At 63.3% G+C, this 15,768-nt stretch carries 15 protein-coding genes, 1 tRNA gene and 2 pseudogenes; 8 read left to right on the top strand and 10 right to left on the bottom strand.

Features of this window, described 5'->3' with window-relative positions:
• The 4 genes and pseudogenes from ACFHYQ_RS22130 to ACFHYQ_RS22120 all read left to right on the top strand — a co-directional run.
• Positions 1 to 264, top strand: a pseudogene (locus ACFHYQ_RS22130) (IS5/IS1182 family transposase); the annotation flags it as partial.
• Positions 261 to 686, top strand: coding sequence for a hypothetical protein (locus tag ACFHYQ_RS22125; protein WP_394303046.1), 426 nt, complete (start codon positions 261 to 263; stop codon positions 684 to 686). The pseudogene ACFHYQ_RS22130 and the gene ACFHYQ_RS22125, both read left to right, overlap by 4 nt.
• A complete protein-coding gene (locus ACFHYQ_RS29435; protein ID WP_512701474.1) occupies positions 652 to 1,026 on the top strand; it encodes an Lsr2 family DNA-binding protein in 375 nt (124 codons plus the stop codon). The genes ACFHYQ_RS22125 and ACFHYQ_RS29435 overlap by 35 nt, the downstream gene beginning before the upstream one ends.
• Before the next feature lie 699 nt (positions 1,027 to 1,725).
• Positions 1,726 to 2,766 carry a hypothetical protein gene (locus ACFHYQ_RS22120; protein WP_394303045.1) on the top strand — a complete coding sequence of 347 codons (1,041 nt, stop codon included), beginning with the start codon at positions 1,726 to 1,728 and terminating at the stop codon, positions 2,764 to 2,766.
• A 262-nt stretch (positions 2,767 to 3,028) separates the two neighbouring features.
• Here the strand turns inward: ACFHYQ_RS22120 and ACFHYQ_RS22115 are convergent, their stop codons facing one another.
• Positions 3,029 to 3,856: a DUF4231 domain-containing protein gene (locus tag ACFHYQ_RS22115; protein WP_394303044.1), complete on the bottom strand. Its 828-nt coding sequence runs from the start codon at positions 3,854 to 3,856 to the stop codon at positions 3,029 to 3,031.
• Between the two features lie 604 nt (positions 3,857 to 4,460).
• On the opposite strand from ACFHYQ_RS22115, the gene ACFHYQ_RS22110 reads away from it, so the two are divergent.
• Positions 4,461 to 4,532: transfer RNA gene (locus ACFHYQ_RS22110), tRNA-Arg, on the top strand.
• A gap of 326 nt (positions 4,533 to 4,858) precedes the next feature.
• Here ACFHYQ_RS22110 and ACFHYQ_RS22105 read toward each other — a convergent pair.
• From ACFHYQ_RS22105 to ACFHYQ_RS22085, 5 genes are all read right to left on the bottom strand, one after another.
• Positions 4,859 to 6,601, bottom strand: coding sequence for an ATP-binding protein (locus tag ACFHYQ_RS22105; protein ID WP_394303043.1), 1,743 nt, complete (start codon positions 6,599 to 6,601; stop codon positions 4,859 to 4,861).
• A 338-nt stretch (positions 6,602 to 6,939) separates the two neighbouring features.
• A complete protein-coding gene (locus ACFHYQ_RS22100) occupies positions 6,940 to 7,602 on the bottom strand; it encodes a DUF5701 family protein (protein ID WP_394303042.1) in 663 nt (220 codons plus the stop codon).
• On the bottom strand, positions 7,599 to 8,516 hold the full coding sequence (locus ACFHYQ_RS22095; RefSeq protein WP_394303041.1) for a Vgb family protein: 918 nt from the start codon (positions 8,514 to 8,516) through the stop codon (positions 7,599 to 7,601). The genes ACFHYQ_RS22100 and ACFHYQ_RS22095 overlap by 4 nt, the downstream gene beginning before the upstream one ends.
• A 5-nt stretch (positions 8,517 to 8,521) precedes the next feature.
• Complete coding sequence (locus ACFHYQ_RS22090) at positions 8,522 to 9,163, bottom strand: CatB-related O-acetyltransferase (RefSeq protein WP_394303047.1); 642 nt, start codon at positions 9,161 to 9,163, stop codon at positions 8,522 to 8,524.
• Positions 9,164 to 9,202: 39 nt separating this feature from the next.
• Positions 9,203 to 10,150 carry a sigma-70 family RNA polymerase sigma factor gene (locus tag ACFHYQ_RS22085; protein ID WP_394303040.1) on the bottom strand — a complete coding sequence of 316 codons (948 nt, stop codon included), beginning with the start codon at positions 10,148 to 10,150 and terminating at the stop codon, positions 9,203 to 9,205.
• 115 nt (positions 10,151 to 10,265) lie between these two features.
• On the opposite strand from ACFHYQ_RS22085, the gene ACFHYQ_RS22080 reads away from it, so the two are divergent.
• The 3 genes and pseudogenes from ACFHYQ_RS22080 to ACFHYQ_RS22070 all read left to right on the top strand — a co-directional run bounded on the left by ACFHYQ_RS22080 (position 10,266) and on the right by ACFHYQ_RS22070 (position 12,339).
• Complete coding sequence (locus tag ACFHYQ_RS22080) at positions 10,266 to 10,910, top strand: TetR family transcriptional regulator (protein WP_394303039.1); 645 nt, start codon at positions 10,266 to 10,268, stop codon at positions 10,908 to 10,910.
• A gap of 155 nt (positions 10,911 to 11,065) precedes the next feature.
• A pseudogene (locus ACFHYQ_RS22075) lies at positions 11,066 to 11,296 on the top strand (transposase); the annotation flags it as partial.
• A 146-nt stretch (positions 11,297 to 11,442) separates the two neighbouring features.
• Positions 11,443 to 12,339: a hypothetical protein gene (locus ACFHYQ_RS22070; RefSeq protein WP_394303038.1), complete on the top strand. Its 897-nt coding sequence runs from the start codon at positions 11,443 to 11,445 to the stop codon at positions 12,337 to 12,339.
• Positions 12,340 to 12,740: 401 nt separating this feature from the next.
• Here ACFHYQ_RS22070 and ACFHYQ_RS22065 read toward each other — a convergent pair whose 3' ends face one another.
• The 4 genes from ACFHYQ_RS22065 to ACFHYQ_RS22050 form a co-directional block, all read right to left on the bottom strand.
• Complete coding sequence (locus ACFHYQ_RS22065) at positions 12,741 to 13,121, bottom strand: twitching motility protein PilT (RefSeq protein ID WP_394303037.1); 381 nt, start codon at positions 13,119 to 13,121, stop codon at positions 12,741 to 12,743.
• An 11-nt stretch (positions 13,122 to 13,132) separates the two neighbouring features.
• Positions 13,133 to 13,399, bottom strand: a complete 267-nt coding sequence (locus ACFHYQ_RS22060; protein WP_394303036.1) for a hypothetical protein — start codon at positions 13,397 to 13,399, stop codon at positions 13,133 to 13,135.
• A gap of 110 nt (positions 13,400 to 13,509) precedes the next feature.
• Positions 13,510 to 14,913: a hypothetical protein gene (locus ACFHYQ_RS22055; RefSeq protein ID WP_394303035.1), complete on the bottom strand. Its 1,404-nt coding sequence runs from the start codon at positions 14,911 to 14,913 to the stop codon at positions 13,510 to 13,512.
• Positions 14,903 to 15,768, bottom strand: an 866-nt coding sequence (locus ACFHYQ_RS22050; RefSeq protein WP_446746307.1) for a hypothetical protein, incomplete at its 5' end; no start/stop codon positions are given. The genes ACFHYQ_RS22050 and ACFHYQ_RS22055, both read right to left, overlap by 11 nt.

Here is a 15,768-nt window from a genome sequence, read left to right as displayed (position 1 = left end):
AAGAACGCGGTCGTCACCCACGGCGCCACGCTCGGCATCGACGTGAAGATCGTCGAACGCAATCCCGCGGACAAGGGGTTCGTCCCCCAGCCCAAGCGGTGGGTCGTCGAGCAGACCTATGGCATCCTCGCCCTGCACCGCCGCCTGGTCCGCGACTACGAGCACCGCCCCGCCAGCTCCGAATCGCGGGTGTACTGGGCGATGAGCGACGTGATGGCCCGCCGGTTGACCAGCGCCTCCAGCCCCTCCTGGCGCGGCGCATGACCGGCCACGAGACGAGCAGACCGCTGCTGGACAAGATCGACGCACGCGAGACCGCCCTGACCTGCGAGGCCGAACAGACACGCACCCGGATCGACGAACTCACCGCGCGACCGCGCGAGCTCGACGAGGCGATCGATAATCCGCGGATCACCCGCAAGACCCTCATCTCGCTCACCGGTGAAGACGACACCGAGCCGACCGCACCACCTCCCGCGCTTCCCGACCACCCCGCCTACCAGCAGATTCTGACCGTCTTCGCCGACCTCGACCGGCCTTTGCGCGCTCGCGATCTGTGCCAGGCCCTGGACCTGCCCATCGTGTCGAAGAACACCGAGAACATCCGCTCCAAGCTCAAACGCCTGGTCAGCCGCGGCATCCTCATCGAGACTGAGCCCGGCTTGTTCACTCAGCCGCGCCCATAGCCCAGCTCGAAGCTGTGGTTGCCTGCAGGAAAAGGTTAAGCGACAGCCGCGACCCGTCATTTCTCGAGCCGATACCTCGGCCGCTCGTGAATGGGCTCGCAGTCTGGGAATCATTATCGGTGGCAGTGGGCGAGTGCCCGATCGGGTAACCGCCTCCTATTGGCTGCACCGGGCAGGTCATGTGCAGCTTCTTGGGCCCGATACGCTCCTACAGGAAAGACTCGTCAGAGAATGGGCGCAGGAAACCGGCCGACCGCTGGGAGCCCGTGGCCGAGTGCCGGGGCAGTTGTGGATCGACTATGTCCGCGACTACTTGAAACGGCAACAGTCGAACGAGTAATACCTCCGGCTGAGAGGGTCCCGTTGGGCCGGAGATCCCGCGCCACCGACGAGTGCGCGTCCCCAGAACCGTGGTGAGGTCGCTCAAGTCAGGCGATAGGCGTTACTGTCGGCAAGCAGGCGCCTGCGCGGCTTCAGGTCCTGCGGCCTGCCTGCCGACCCCTGGAGTCCCGAGTCTACTCGCGGCGCTCGGCGCCGGATTGTGAGTCAAGGCACCGCAATCGCAATCTTGTTCCGTGGGTGTTCCGTGAGAGGGCGTAAGCCAGCGAGAGACCATGACAAGCGTCCGGAGGCGTACGGGCAGGTCAAGGGCTAGATCGGGGGGTGGCCCCAGGTGTGCCAGGAACACGGCGGAGAACACCCAGATCTACGAGGGCATCAACACCAGATCCAGCGTATGGTCATGGCCCGCCAACTGCTGAAGTAGCCCCGACATCCGGAACCCCCCGCCTCTCTTGATTGGTCAACGGGGTTTCGCTTCTCCACCGACGGCCGTCTACCGAGTGTCGTTCAGCCGGCGTCCGGAATGTAGGTCAGGTTGAGCACGCCGATGTTGAATGTTTCCGACTTGACCAGCTTCAGCGTGGGTCGGAGTGCCCTCGAACAGCCGCTGACTGCGGCCAACGGCGATCGGGTGGACAAGCAGGCGTAGGGCGTCGAACCCTCAACAAGAGGGCCTTCCCTGCCCTATTCTTGTCTCATGACGGAATCCGCAGAGCACCAGTTCTTGTCCGAGTGCGTCACGAGCGTGCTGAGCCAGCTGTCACATACGAATCTTTACGCTTATGTAGAAGCGGAGCGGCGAAAGTTCGACTTCGCGTGTGAACTCCTGCGCGACTGGTCCCGCCCCCTCGTCGGTCAGACCCTTTGGAATCACACCGCTGGGATCGACAAAGACCTTCGCACGATGATGCTCGACCAGGATGCGGAGATCTGTACATACGTCGCTAGAGATACCGTCAAGGCTCGTCGACTCATCTCGGAAGTTATGAAGGATTTCCGCACAAGTGGTATCCCTGTAGCACCGCATCGGCTTCGGGTCTTCTGGGTGCCACAAGACTTCGATGCCGATGACGAGGCGCAGCGAGAGTTCGTTGCCGAATTACTCAAGGAGAGCGTTAGCCGAGACATCCTCATGAATGTCGTATTCGGCAATCTTATCGCAGAAGATGTGCGATTCTTTGTCCGTACCAGTGGCCTAGCTGGGCTACATCTCGCTCTCCTTCAATCGATCTCGACAGCGCAGGAGCCGTACTTACGAGTCCAGGATCTTGCGGCCCAGTTTGGTGTATCTGCAGGAGCGATCCGAGAACGTCTACTCCGTCTCCTCGGATGCGGATTTCTAACCCAATTTGGAGGCGGCGCAACACTTGCGCGGGCGACGTTGAAGGGGCGAGTCTTCCTTGACCTATGCGGTGAGCTACAGCGACAAGCTTCCGCTGGCCGCATGAGCGTGGAGATGCTGCAAATCCTCCGACTGCTAGAAATGCGCTATGCGCCATCGGCAATCAAGATGGCAACTGATTCGCTGCACTTAGCCGGTCCGCTCCTAACCGAGGTCCCCGAGATGGTCACTGGTCGTTTGATTGCCACGATCACGGTGGCAACCGAGCGCTGGGGCATCGGGTTTGAGAAGATTGACCACATCCTATGGGACGACGAAGAGCCACTCGAACGGGGAATCGGTACGCGGGCGATCATAGATCGTCTGCGTAGAGAGAGCGACTTTTATTCATCATGAGCTCGCGCCGCTGACGTCAGTTCACGTCAATTCCCTAACCCATGCCTCTTCCCCCACCCACGCCTACTCGGCGACTCGGTGGCTGACCTGACGACAACGGTGACGATAACGTCGGCCACCAGGAGCACGCAGCAGGATTCGTGGAGCACCGCTGGCCACGTGCTGCAGAGGCGGAGCAGGGTGATTGTTCCGCCTTGACAACCGGGCGGTCATCTGCCGTAGTGCCGCCGGCCCAACCGCTGGGCAGCAAGACACTTTCATTCTATTGCTGGCTTGCAGAATCGCGACCGTCCGACGGTTGGTCGAGATTCTGCTCTCTCTGCCTTTGCTCGGCTTTGATCCTCTCGGCCTCCTCCACAAAATCAGCGAGCGCTTCCTCCGGCTTTAGGCGTTTGTATCGACCTATACCTAGATCGTAGATGCTCCATTCATGTTCTAGCGCATCAGCTGTTTGCTGGAGATAGAACCCTCTATCTTTGAATTTGAAATAGCCGGTAAAGCCCGCCGATATGCCGACTAAGAATGTCGCAACAACAGTGGCCCATCGGAAGCTTTCTTGCTCAACCGCGAGGCTACTCATGGAGGCGGCGAACAGGGAGCCTACAATGACTAGCGATTGAAATATGTTGTTGATTCTTCTATAGCGCCGACTGTCTCGCCTAAAAAGTTCTATATCCCGATTGGTGTCATCTTTATAGATGGACCGGCGCTGAGTAAGCGTCAGCGTGAGATCAAGTGCCATAAATCGCCTGCGTTCACGTAGAACAGTCAGGTCGAGTTCGACGTCCCCCACTAATTTGAGTGCCCCAATGCGCCCACTTCTGCGATTAGCTGCATAGGTTATCGCACCGACAATAAGTAGGATATCTATCGGGACTGCAATGATATTGATCAGCAGCATATCGAACTTTCCCCATGTCACCGCCGTGGCTATATAGATTGCGAAAAACAGGGTTGGTGCGAGCATAAGGCCAGCCCGAAACGCCAGCCGCTGCCTTTTAGTGCGTTGCAACTCGAGCTCTTTTTTAAGGATCTCACGATTAATCTGCAACAACTGCTCAACAGGTCCCGTATATTCAGGAGCTGCCATTTGCCGAACCTCACTACTGTCGAGTGGCCATGCTTCACGTATGTGAGACGTTACGCGAACAGGGTCAACTATTATACGAAATAGAACGTAGGATACTACTACACCAAGGGCCATCTGTAAGAAAGTGACCATAGATGGGCCTTATAGTATGAGATTCCCGATGCGCCTCGTCCATTCGATATCCCTCATTCAGCACACTTGCCCAATGCTTGTGCCAGAGGCTGGCGAAGCACTACGACGGCGATGACTGCGGCCGCAGGGCAAGCAAGGAATGCCGACCAGCTCGAAACCCGCGACACTAAGGGCATCGCAGAATCAGAAAGAGGTGTTACCAGGCGCAACGCTTGCCAATGAGCACAGTCACGCTCTACGTGATCGTTATGGACGTCAGTCGGTAGAACCGGGTCGTGCCCAAGTTGCTGTACAGCAACACCCGCGCACCCCTTGACCGGGAGGAGGGCCGCTCGACGTTATGACTGGCTCCCGATTGCAAACAGGCGGTCACGTCCCGCGTCGCTTCCGATACTGACTCTGGCGAGTGCGGGACATGTGCGGGATGATCTTGCAAGCGATATGGGCTGTGTGGACCGTTCGCGCAGCTCATGCCGTATGAGCCAGCCGTACGGCCGCCGCTCTCCTAAAGCGGGTGCCGCAGGTTCGAATCCTGCCGGGGGCACTCTTTGATCAGGCCAAACAGCCCCTCACCTGGGGTTTCTCCGTAGCCGACCAGCGATCTTAGGCAGTCGTAGATCACTCTCGGCAGCCGTACGCCGCTGGTCCCGGGATATAGCGGGATAGCCACTGTCACATCCGTGCAGATCAGGTATGAGGAAGCGAACGGCTGCGGGACAGGCTGGCGGAACGGGCTGTTCCGGGAGTAGGTTTTGAGGCTGCGTTGGCAGAACCGCGACCTTCCCACGGAGGACCTCGATCAAGTCTTGATGACCAGGCCGGGATCCTCTACCTGCTCCTGGCCGACCTGCCAGAGGTGCCGACAACGCCTCAACTGCGTGGGGGGAAGAGCGGTTCCTGCTGGGCGCGGCGGTATCGGACGTTCGGGCTGCGATGGCTGCCACCGACGGTCTCGATGACGTTCTCTTCACGCAGGACGCGAAGCCATCTGCGGACGATCTGGTCTCCGAGACCGGTGCGTGAGGACAGTTCGGCGCGGGAGAGCGTTTCGTGACCCAGAGCGGCGAGGATCGTCTGCCGGCGGTCGGCGCGCTGCGGGTGCGGTGTGGATCGATATTCCGTCAGACGATAGCGGGTCCACCGGCCGGTTCCTTCCGGAAGGATCAGTTCGCGGGAGACCAGATCCCGGAGTTCGAATGTCGCGACGCGTGAGTCGACGCCGGTGTGCTCGCGATAGGACCTGTTGTCCATCGGCTCGTCTTCGCCTTGCCGCAGGAGGGCGAGGAAGAGCCCTTGGCTGTCGGTGAGGCCGGTCTGTTCGAGCCCGGCTATCCACGCGATCGTCTCTGCGCTGAGCAGCGTGTGATTGGGGAAGGTCACCGAGAACCGAGAGATCTTGTCCTCGAAACGGGGTGGGCTCATCCCGGCGCTGCGCAGGGCGTCGAGCATCGCACGGATGCCGGAGCCGCGGTTCTCGCACACGGTTCGGGTCTCGCCGGGGACCGGCACGTCTTCCAGGAGTCTCATCAGGGTCGCGTTGCGTGCGGAGGAGACGCCTTCCTCGCCCAGATCGTCGACTGTGAGCGCGCCGTATAGGCCTCCGGGATTCCGGATGACTAGCCGGTCGGGGTACATCTCGATCTGGACCTGTCCGCCTCGCGCCGCTGAGGACAGGTCTCGATGCACCAAGGCGTTGACGAGTGCCTCGCGCAGCGCCGTCTCGGGATACTCCCAGACGTCTTGACGGCCGAGTCCCACGATTACGGCGCGCCGAGACATGTTCCGCCGGATCGTGTTGAGCGCGTCTCGGACCATTACCGGAATCGGTCCCTCAAACGCGATGTTGTCCAGAAAGCGTTCACCTGAGGGCAAGGGAGCGCCGGTGATGGTGGGATAGGAGACGAATGTGATCATGAGCTGGGGAAAGTGTTCCTGGGGATAGCTTCCAAGGGCCAGCAGCCCGCCGAGTGAGACGGCGTCGCCACCATCCGGCGCACGGACGATCACCTTGGCGCGCCTGAGGACACTGTCTCGATCAAGTCCCTGAAACGCGTAAGGGCGCGTGACGCGCAGTCGGGCGACCAACGCTTCGACACCCGCTGCGTCGAGGCATTCGAGGCCCACGCCCGGCACGGGTTCCTCATCCTCCCTGGGCTGTCCACGCGATGACAGCATGAGTTGTACCTCGTAGGTGGTCAGCCGCCGGTCTCCATCGCTCACCCGGATGAAGCTGCCCTTGCTGATCCCTGCGCCTTTGTAGAAGCAGGGTCTCTGTGTGGGAAGGGCTTCGGGGATCTCCGCGACGAGAACATGGCGACCCTCGAACTCATGGATGCCGATCTCTGCCCGTACCGGCGGTTCCATCTCCTCCGCGCACATCGCGCCGAGATCGGCCGCGAGCTTTGCGGGATCCGCCAATCCCGTGGCCTTGAATCCGCGTCCCTCTTCGAGTCCGAGGATGATCACCCCGCCGTGCCCGTTGGCGAACGCGGACAGTGTCTCTCGCAATGACTTCGGCAGCCCGCCCTCTGCCCTCTTGACCTCGACGTCGCTGATGTCCGCACCCAGCGTCCGAAGGTTCTGGACGATCTCCCTGAGATCGGTAGGCAGCACCACGAACCCCCGAGCTTGCTCGCCGACATGTTTGTAAACATGCTAACGAACAAGTTGTCTGACGAACGGGTTTCGTCGAGATGACCGATCGGGGGGGCGGCGCTCACAAGGGTCACTGGGCTTGCCTCTTGGGTGATCACCACGCCGTGCCTCCCTGGCCACCTTGGTGCGGGGTTCAACGACGAGACGACCAGAGGAAACCGCAGGCGAGAGCGCCGTAGGTTTGCGTCGCGTCTGGCCGGCGCGCCGCCGCGTGCCGGAAGTCGTACGGGCGAGACGCCGGCGGGGACACGACCAGTTCGACAGCGAAGGTTAGCCGCCGTGCCGCCTGGTGTTGTCTATGTGGTGGTCCGCCGGGTGCCGGCGGAGGCCATGCCGAGCCAGGTGTGGGGGTTTCCTTCCCAGCACCAGCCGAGTTTGGGGGAGTTCTGGCTGATCCAGATGGCGGGGACCCGGCGGTCGCCGGAGCGGGAGCCGCCAAGGGAGAAGCATTTGTTCTTGACCAGGATCTGGGGGAAGTGGGTGATAAGGGCGATGCCTTCCTCGATGGTGAGCGGGGTGCGTCCTCTGGCGGTGATGGTGTTCATGGCGTCGCTGGGGACGGCGTTGCAGAACTCCTCGCCGCGCTCGATATCGAACAGCAGGTAGACGTGCTGGTTGGGGAGCGCGACGGCAGGGGTGGCGACGAATCGTTCGAGGGCGCCGGGCTCGAAGGAGTGATCGACGAATCCGGGTTTGCGTTTTCCGTGCAGGGTGGTGCGCGGCATGGTCTGCTCGATCGCGGCGACCTGGCGGGTGAGCACGAGCAGGAACGGCACGCGGCCGGTCTCCGGATCGCACGTCGTGTGCCCGTAACGGGTGGCGAGCTCGCGTAGCGGGGTGAGCATCGCGTCGAACCGCGCGGAGTCGAGTCCGGCCATGGCCGGGTAGTCGAGGTCGATCAGGGTACGGACCTGCCGGTCGAACTCGGCGCCCGGCTCGAAGGGGGTCGGCTGGATCATGAAATCCTCTCGACGTCAGAAGAAGGGGGCTGCGCTGGAGCGATGCGGGCCAGCGCGCCGATTTCCAGCGCCGTCCACAGGGCACCGTCCGGGCCGAGGGTGATGCCGTGCGGTTCGGAACCGGGTGTGGGCAGGCTGTGTACCGCGATGGCACCGTCGGCGGTGATGGAGCCGACGCGGCCCGTGCCCCATTCGGTGAACCAGGCGGTGCCGGCGGTGTCGGTGGTGATGGCGTGCGGCCGGGCGGCCCGGTCGGGCAGGGGGAACTCGGTGACCTGGCCATCGGTGGTGATCCGCCCGATCTGGCCGGCGGCGATCTCCACGAACCAGAGGGCGCCGTCTTGGCCCGCTGCGATCCCCACCGGCGCTGCGGCCTCGGTCGGCAACGGGTAGAGGGTGATCACGCCGTCCGTGCCGATCCGGCCAAGGGCGTCTGCCTGGTTCAGGGTGAACCACAGCGCGCCGTCGCCTCCCGCGACGATGGCGGAGGGAAACGCGCCGGCGACCGGCAGCGGGAACTCGGTGACCTGGCCATCGATGGTGATGCGTCCGATGCGGTCGGCGGCGGTCTCGGTGAACCACAGCGCGCCGTCCGGCCCCGGGGCGATGCCGTACGGCCCGCAGCCGGGGGTGGGCAACGCGAACTCGTCGATGACGCCGCCGGTGGTGGTGGTGATCCTCCCGATCCGGTGCGCCTGGTATTCGGTGAACCACAGCGCGCCGTCCGGGCCGGGGACGATGATCGTCGGCCCGCAGCCGGAGTCGAGTTCGTAGCTCGTCGGCTCGGCCCCGGGGACCAGGCGGCCGATCCGGCCGCTGTGGACCATGGTGAACCACAGTGCGCCGTCCGGTCCCGTAGTGATCGCGTACGGCCCGGCGTCACGGCCGGCCACGGCGTACTCTTCGGTGGTCACGTGGGTCAAAGGCTCTTCTCCAGTCGGTGTTCGGCGGCGATGCGGGCGATGTCGGCCGGGGTGCCGGCCATGATGGTGCGGGCGTGCTCGGTCACCAGTTCGGTGGGCCAGTCCCACCAGGCGGCCCGTAGCAGTCGTTCGATGTCGGCGTCGTCGAAGCGGCGGCGGATGGGCTTGGCCGGGTTTCCGCCGACGATGGTGTACGGCGGGACGTCGACGGTGACCACGGCGCCGGTCGCGATGATGGCGCCGTCACCGATGGTCACCCCGGGCATGACCGTGGCCTGGTAGCCGAACCAGACATCGTTGCCGATCACGGTGTCGCCGCGGCTGGGCATGCCGGTGACGATGTCGAGGGTGCGTTCGGTCCACTCGCCGCCGAACATGGTGAACGGGAAGGTGGACACGCCCATCGTCGGGTGGTCGGCGCCGGCCATCAGGAAGCGGGTGCCGGAGGCGATGGCGCAGTACTTACCGATGATCAGCTTCTCTGGCCCGTAGGCGTACAGCACATTGCGGTGCTCGAAGCCGGTCGCGCCGTCGGGGTCGTCGTAGTAGGTGTACTCACCCACCTCGATGTTCGGTGAGCTGACCAGCGGTTTGAGGAAGACCACCCGCTCGTGGGCGGGCATCGGGTGCACGATCATCGGGTCGGGAATCAAAGGAGGAATCCTTTCTGAGGAAAGTCAGGCGAGGAGGTCGGCCAGGACGCGGGCGCGAGCGGGCTCGCGCAGCTTGTGCATGCCTTTGGCTTCGATCTGGCGGATGCGTTCCCGGGTCACCCCGAAGGTCCGGCCGATCTCGTCCAGGGTTCGGGGCGTGTCGTCGGCCAGGCCGTACCGCTGGGTGAGGACGGCCGACTCCCGCTCAGGCAGCGTCGCCAGCACCGCCTCCAGGTCGCGGCGAAGCGAGGAATCGGCGACCTCGGTGGCGGGGTCCGGTGCGTCGTCGGCGAGAAGGTCGCCCAGCTTGGCGCCGTCCTCACCGATCGGGGTGTGCAGCGAGACCGGCTCGCGGCCGTGCCGCAGCAACTGCTCGACCTTCTCTGGCGTCAGATCGAGCTCGGCCGCCAGCTCCTCGGCGGTGGCCTCGCGGCCCAGCTCCCGCAGCATCGCGCGACGGGCCCGGTTGACCCGGTTGAGGTCCTCGACCACGTGCGTGGGGAGGCGGATCGTCCGGCTCTGGTCGGCCAGCGCGCGGCCGATCGCCTGCTTGATCCACCAGGTGGCGTACGTGGAGAATTTCAGCCCGCGCCGGTGGTCGAACTTCTCCACCGCGCGCATCATCCCGATGGTGCCCTCCTGGATAAGGTCCAGCAGCGGCAGCCCGCCGCCGGCTGCGGCGTACCGCCGGCCGATCGAGACGACCAGCCGCAGGTTCGCCTCGACCATGTGGTTCCTGGCATGGCGGCCGTCGGCGGCCAGCCGTTCCAGCTCGCGCCGCTCGGACGGCCCGTCGCACCCGGCGGCGAGACGCTCCCCGGCGAGCCTGCCGGCCTCGATGCGCCGGCCCAGCTCCACTTCCTGCTCGGCGGTGAGCAGCGGGGTGCGCCCGATCTGATTGAGGTAGTCCTTCACCGGGTCGATGTCGACGACTCCCTTCGGGTGGCGGGCGGCGAGAGCGGCAGTGGTCAACGGCATGTCCTTCCGTGGTCATGTCAGCGCGAGTTGGCAGGCACGACCTAAATTTAGGGCCAACCTAGAAATATGTCAACACCAAACTTAGGCTGATTCGAGGTAAGGTGGGTGCGTGAGCACGCAGAAGATGGGACTCAGAGAGCTGAAGAAGCAGCAGACCAGGGAGAACATCTCCCACCAGGCCACGCGGCTCTTCCTGGAACACGGCTTCGACAAGGTGACGATCGCCGATGTGGCGGAGGCCGCGCAGGTGGCCAAGATGACGGTCACGAACTACTTCCCCCGCAAGGAGGACCTGGTCTTCGATCTGGGCGAGGAGTTCGTGCAGTCTCTGGCCCGGACCGTCCGCCGAAGGGCGCCCGGCGAATCCGTCCTGGCCTCGCTCCGCCGCGCCTACCTGGCCGCGGTCGCCGAGCACGACCCGGTCATCGGCTTCTCCGGCCCCGCGTTCGCCCGGATGATCGACGCCAGCCCGGCCCTGACCGCCCGGCTACGGGAATTCCACGACGAGCGCGAGAAGGCTCTGGCCGACGCGCTCGCCATGGAGACCGGCGCCGGGCCCGACGACATCCTGCCCCGGGTGGCCGCCGCCCAGCTCGGCGGCGTCCACCGGCTGCTGTTCGATGAGACACTCCGCCGTACCATCGCGGGGCAGGGCGACCCGGAGATCGCGGCGGTTCTCACTCGCTACATCGACGCCGCTTTCGGCCTCCTGGAACCCTCTCTCGGCGGCTATGCCGTCCGCCCCGCCGGATGACCGCCAGGGCCCGGAGAGCGCGATGACCGAGCCGGCGGCGACCAAGCGTTCCATGGCGACTGCTGTACTCGACGTTCCACGGCACGAGCTGCTCCGACCGGCTGGCCGAACGCAATCGTCCCCGCGAGACGCCAACACCTGCCGCCGCGGGGTGAGACCACATCCGCGCCGCCAAGGACAGCGGGCTGCGCAACCTGCCACTGCACGACTTCACCCCAGAATCAGATCTGGTGCGAGGTGGTCACGCTGGTCTACGACCTGCAGGCCTGGATACAAATGCTCGCCCTGCACGGCACCCCGTCCGCCAGCCCAAACGGCTGCGGCTGCGCCTGTTCGTCGTTGCCTCCCGTCTGGTCCGCGGCGACAGTCGCCCGCACCTGCGAATCGCCACTTCCTGACCCTGGGCGGCCCTGCGGTACGGGTCTGATTGCCATGGCCCTGAAGACACATTCACGCTGGATTTGAGATCCCAATGTGATCTAGGCGCTTCATGCTTAACGCGCACAGACCATGTACCCAAGGGAGCGAGACAATGCGCCTTTCTGTTGTTGCACCTGGAATAATTGCCGTGCTGTTCATTGGCACTACCCCCGCCCAGGCCATCCCCCATCCAATAGACCCAGCCCAGTCCATAAAAAGCCAATTTAAAGGTGGACATGGCGTACTAATCTCCGAAGTGGCAACAGCTACCTACAAGGGAATCAAAGGAACAACAAAAGTCGCAACAAACGGCAGTATCGGATTCAATGCATCCGGTGCGGTCAATTACGATCTAACGACCGGATGGACGTCCAGCCCGCAACTCCTAGAACTGCTTGGCTTCGACTCTTCCGAAGATAAATCCAACAGTCGCACTCACGCAATCAAGGTGGGAAAATACACCTACGTTTCTCCATTCGAATGGGGCGAGAGGCCCGAAGGGAGACCTTGGACCCGCTTCGGTGGCAAGAACAATGCATCATGGCAGGACTATGGTCAACGGGGGAGCCAACTGGCCGATGTAATCCATCCAAAAAGGCTGAAATTCGCCCTCTCTAAGGCGATCCAGGTAAGACCCGGCGAATATCGAGGTACCCTCAGGACCGAAGATCTGTACGCCGAACTCGGCCCAATGAACCCCGATCGACACACTATCTCCTTCAGGCTATTCTTAAATAAAGCAGGTCTGCCCATCCGCCTCATTACGGAATACAAGGAGAAAGACAGCCTGCCTACCATGGAAGGAAAAGAGGTCAAGACAATTCGACACGAGGTGGTCGACACTCGCTATTACCGCTGGGGCGTAAAGGTGAAGATCGCACCTCCACCGGCGAAGGAGGTTGTTGACTGGAAGGATCTACCCGGCCCATCCTTTCAAAACGAGCAGGGCTGTTTCCTGTGCGGGTTCCAGCCTAGAGCACTCCACGATTGGCCGGCCAAGAAGATATGACGGGATCCAGGCAATTCACGGACCGAAGATCGTTCGCGCATCCCATCGCCGAGAGTCAGTCCAGCTCAATCGCCACATGGACAGCTAAGCTCAGATCCACTTGAATTCGTAATTCAGCACGAGAGTAGCAGCGATGTGCAGCAACCGTGCCCCTATCGATATCTCTTATCGACCGTCAATGGCAATGTGAACCTGCATAGACACGCCTATTGATCTCCATCATGCGGGCTCCCCGCAGGCGACCGACGTACGACACCGCGGCAAGGAGCGCCCGCGCGCACCTGACTCCGCTGGTGCCACGCCACGGCTCCAGTTGGCGGAACATGCTGTCCCGACACCTGTTCAACCACGTGCCCAGCAGCAGCCATTGCCCATGATCCTCAGCTGCGGGACATGCCCTCTCACGAGATGGAGCGGATGGCCAGAGCAGGTTTGGTATCGGCGGCGTCCGCCAGGGTGCGGATGTCGTCAGGGTCGGAGGTCCAGATGATCGCGCCCAAGGCGGCGGCCATGACGACGACAGTGGCGTCGACGACGTCGGCGGTCTTGGCCTTGCCGCACAGGGTGCCGGCGGCCTTGGCCGTCTCCAGCCCCACGAGTTCGACGCGGCAACTTGCCAGGAACCTGCCCAAGCGGACCTGACGGCGGGCATCGCGCCAGGCCTGACCCACCACGACGGCTGGGACGTAGATATCCCGGCCATCCTGCAAAGCGAGGTCGTGACGGGCCCACATGCGCCGGTCGTTGTTGTCGATGGCGATCAACGCACCCGCGTCGTACACATAGGGAATGCTCACGCGGCACTGGCCCCCGTGCCACCCAGATACTCGGCGTCAGCAGCAGCCATCTCCGCCCGGACCGCGGCCAGTTCCTCGGGAGTGAAGGCACCGTGCTCCGCTTGCCACTCGGCCACTTCCGCCCGCCCGAGGCGTAGCCGCAACTCGCGCTCCGCAGCACTGGCAATCAGCCGCGACAAGGGCACGCCGGCCTCCCGGGCCGCTGCACCCATGGCCTCGACGAGCGCCTCGTCGAGCGTGATCGTTACCTTCTTGCTAGCCATACAATTACCATATCACGGTATGGCGAATGGTGGAGCGCGATATGGCAGCACTTGGCCCGTTCCTTGGTGGCCCTCAGATGATCGCCAGTTCGCCCAGTCGAGATGGCTGATCACGATTGCCTCTCGGATTCGGTGAGGAGCAATTCCCATTCCTTCTCCAAGGCTTGATTGATTCGATGGTCGCGGGCGATGGCTTCTTTGAACCAGGCGATGGTCGCGGGCGCCATGGCGAGAATCTGGTTGTAGTTGAGGGCGGCCGGGTTCATGCCAAACAGCAGTCCGGTCTTGAGAAGCGTGCCTGAGGTGGCGATGGCGTGCCCGAGTAGCAGCATGGAGGTGAGTTTGGCGTGCTCCAGCTTCCGTTGCGCTGTGGTACCGCCGGTGGCATAGCTCTTGAGAAGCCAGTACCCGCGGATGATCGCGGACACGACGCCAGGAGTGATGCCCATTGTGAAGAAATGGCGCAGGTCATAGCCGTTCGTATACATGTAGCGGGCGACGTCGGTCCAGGGCACCTTGACACCGGAGGGGCACAATGCGAACGGGGAAGCAACCTGGCCGAGCTGAAGCAGGCTGAACAACGGGGGCTGCAGCCCGGCAGGAGTGTAGACATCCGAGAGCAGATGACGTACCTGGGTGATGAGAGCGTTGATCAGGTCGATCGGGGTGGCGTCGGTAGCGACCTGGACCAGTCGCCCTGCCTTGTCGATGTAGGTGCCGGTGCCGTGCATGAGATCTGCCACGCCGACGAGGAAACCAAGAGCCGGATCGTGGCCGAGGCTCTGGAGCCGATGGGTATCCGGCCGCATGCCGCTGACCAGGCCCCCGGTGGCCTCCGTGGTGGAGGCGTCAAAGGGAACTTTGGCCATCCTCTCGAACCTCTTGAAGAAATGATCGTGGATGTCTCGTGCGCGGTCACGGTCCTTTAACCACTTGGTGAGGGGCGATCCGGCGTACTTCTTGCCCAGGAAGGTGGAATCCCGGGGGATGCGGACGAGGATGACGTCAAGGAGGGTCGCGAGGACTCCGGCGACCAGGACGACCGTCCAGTCGGCCTTGTCCCAGCTGACGTCGCCATGTTCCTCGGCGTAGCTGCGCAGGCTGCGAGCTACCTGGCCGGAGGGAAGAACCTGTTGGAGCGGGTCCCGGGCCAGATCGATACCCAACAGATCCAACCGGGCTTCGGCAAGCCTGACGAGCTGATCGAAGTCGTCATCAGTCGAGACGATGGGCACGGCGTAACGGGGACAGTTCGGTGTCTCGACACTCACGGTGGTCGCTGCGCTCGGCTGGGGCTCTTGGGCAGGTACGAGGACGCCCATTGCCTGGAAACGGGCGCGCACCGCGTCGAACTCGGATTCGACCGAGTCCAGGGTGTCGCTGACGCGAAGTTCGCGTTCGAGGACCTCCTTGAGGTCGAATTCCACCTGGTCGAACAAGCCCCGCAGTTCGGTCAGCGTGACGGCCTGGTAAGCCACGACTGCGGCAGCCGCCGAAAGCTGGTCACCCGACATGGAGCGGCTCCCGCCGTTCGAATGCCTCCTGACTGGTCTGCAGATTCACCAGGGCCAGCTGAAAGGCTGCCAACTCAGCCCTCAGTGTGGCGAGTCGCTCTTCGTTCCTCGTGGTCTGGGAGAGGTAGGCCTCCATCCGGTGAGCGAGCCCCGCGATGTCGTCGGTGAGCTCGGCCATTGCCTGCTGGTGATTCTTGATGACTTGCTGAATCAGATGCTCGCGTCGCTTCTCTCGTTCACGCTCGTTGGTGGCCAGCAGGTAACGCGCGCCCTGATGAACCGCGACCCCGAGAATCACCACCGTGCCGATCCCGGTGACCATCGCGCTCAGGCCCAGCAGGCCGCCGAACCCCAGGGCCGCCAGACCCGAGGTGATTCCCGCCCCGCTGAGGCCGGCGACGCTGCCGGCAAGACTGACCGCGGCGATCGGGGCACCGAACGCAGCCGCCTTGGCAGCGATGTCCTTGGCGGTGGTCTCCAGCTGGCTGGTCGTGATCTTGCCGGAAGCGAAGTCCTCTTCGGTAATCACCATCTGTTCGGTAGCCTGCACGACCTTGTCAGCTGACTCGGGGAACACGAGTCCTGCGACCAGCACGATTCGCTCACGCTCGGCGTCCGCAGCATGCCCGTCAGCACGCGAAATTCGCACCAGATCGCGCACCAGCGCCGTGAACACCGGCTCGCGCTGATCTTCTTCGAGGAGGTCGTGCAATTCCCTGGACAGCTCCACCGTGGCGTCGGGGGCCCCTGCGTCGCCCGCTGCGTCGCGTTGCGCCCCAGTGATTTCACTGCGCGTAAACAACCAGCCGGTGCGCAGAGCGTGATGGCCGCTGGCCCGGCGTCGATCTGACCGCT

It is taken from the genome of Sphaerimonospora cavernae, from assembly GCF_042435035.1.
GTDB classification, from domain to species: domain Bacteria; phylum Actinomycetota; class Actinomycetes; order Streptosporangiales; family Streptosporangiaceae; genus Sphaerimonospora; species Sphaerimonospora cavernae.
This window is presented reverse-complemented; position numbering and strand designations above follow the sequence as displayed.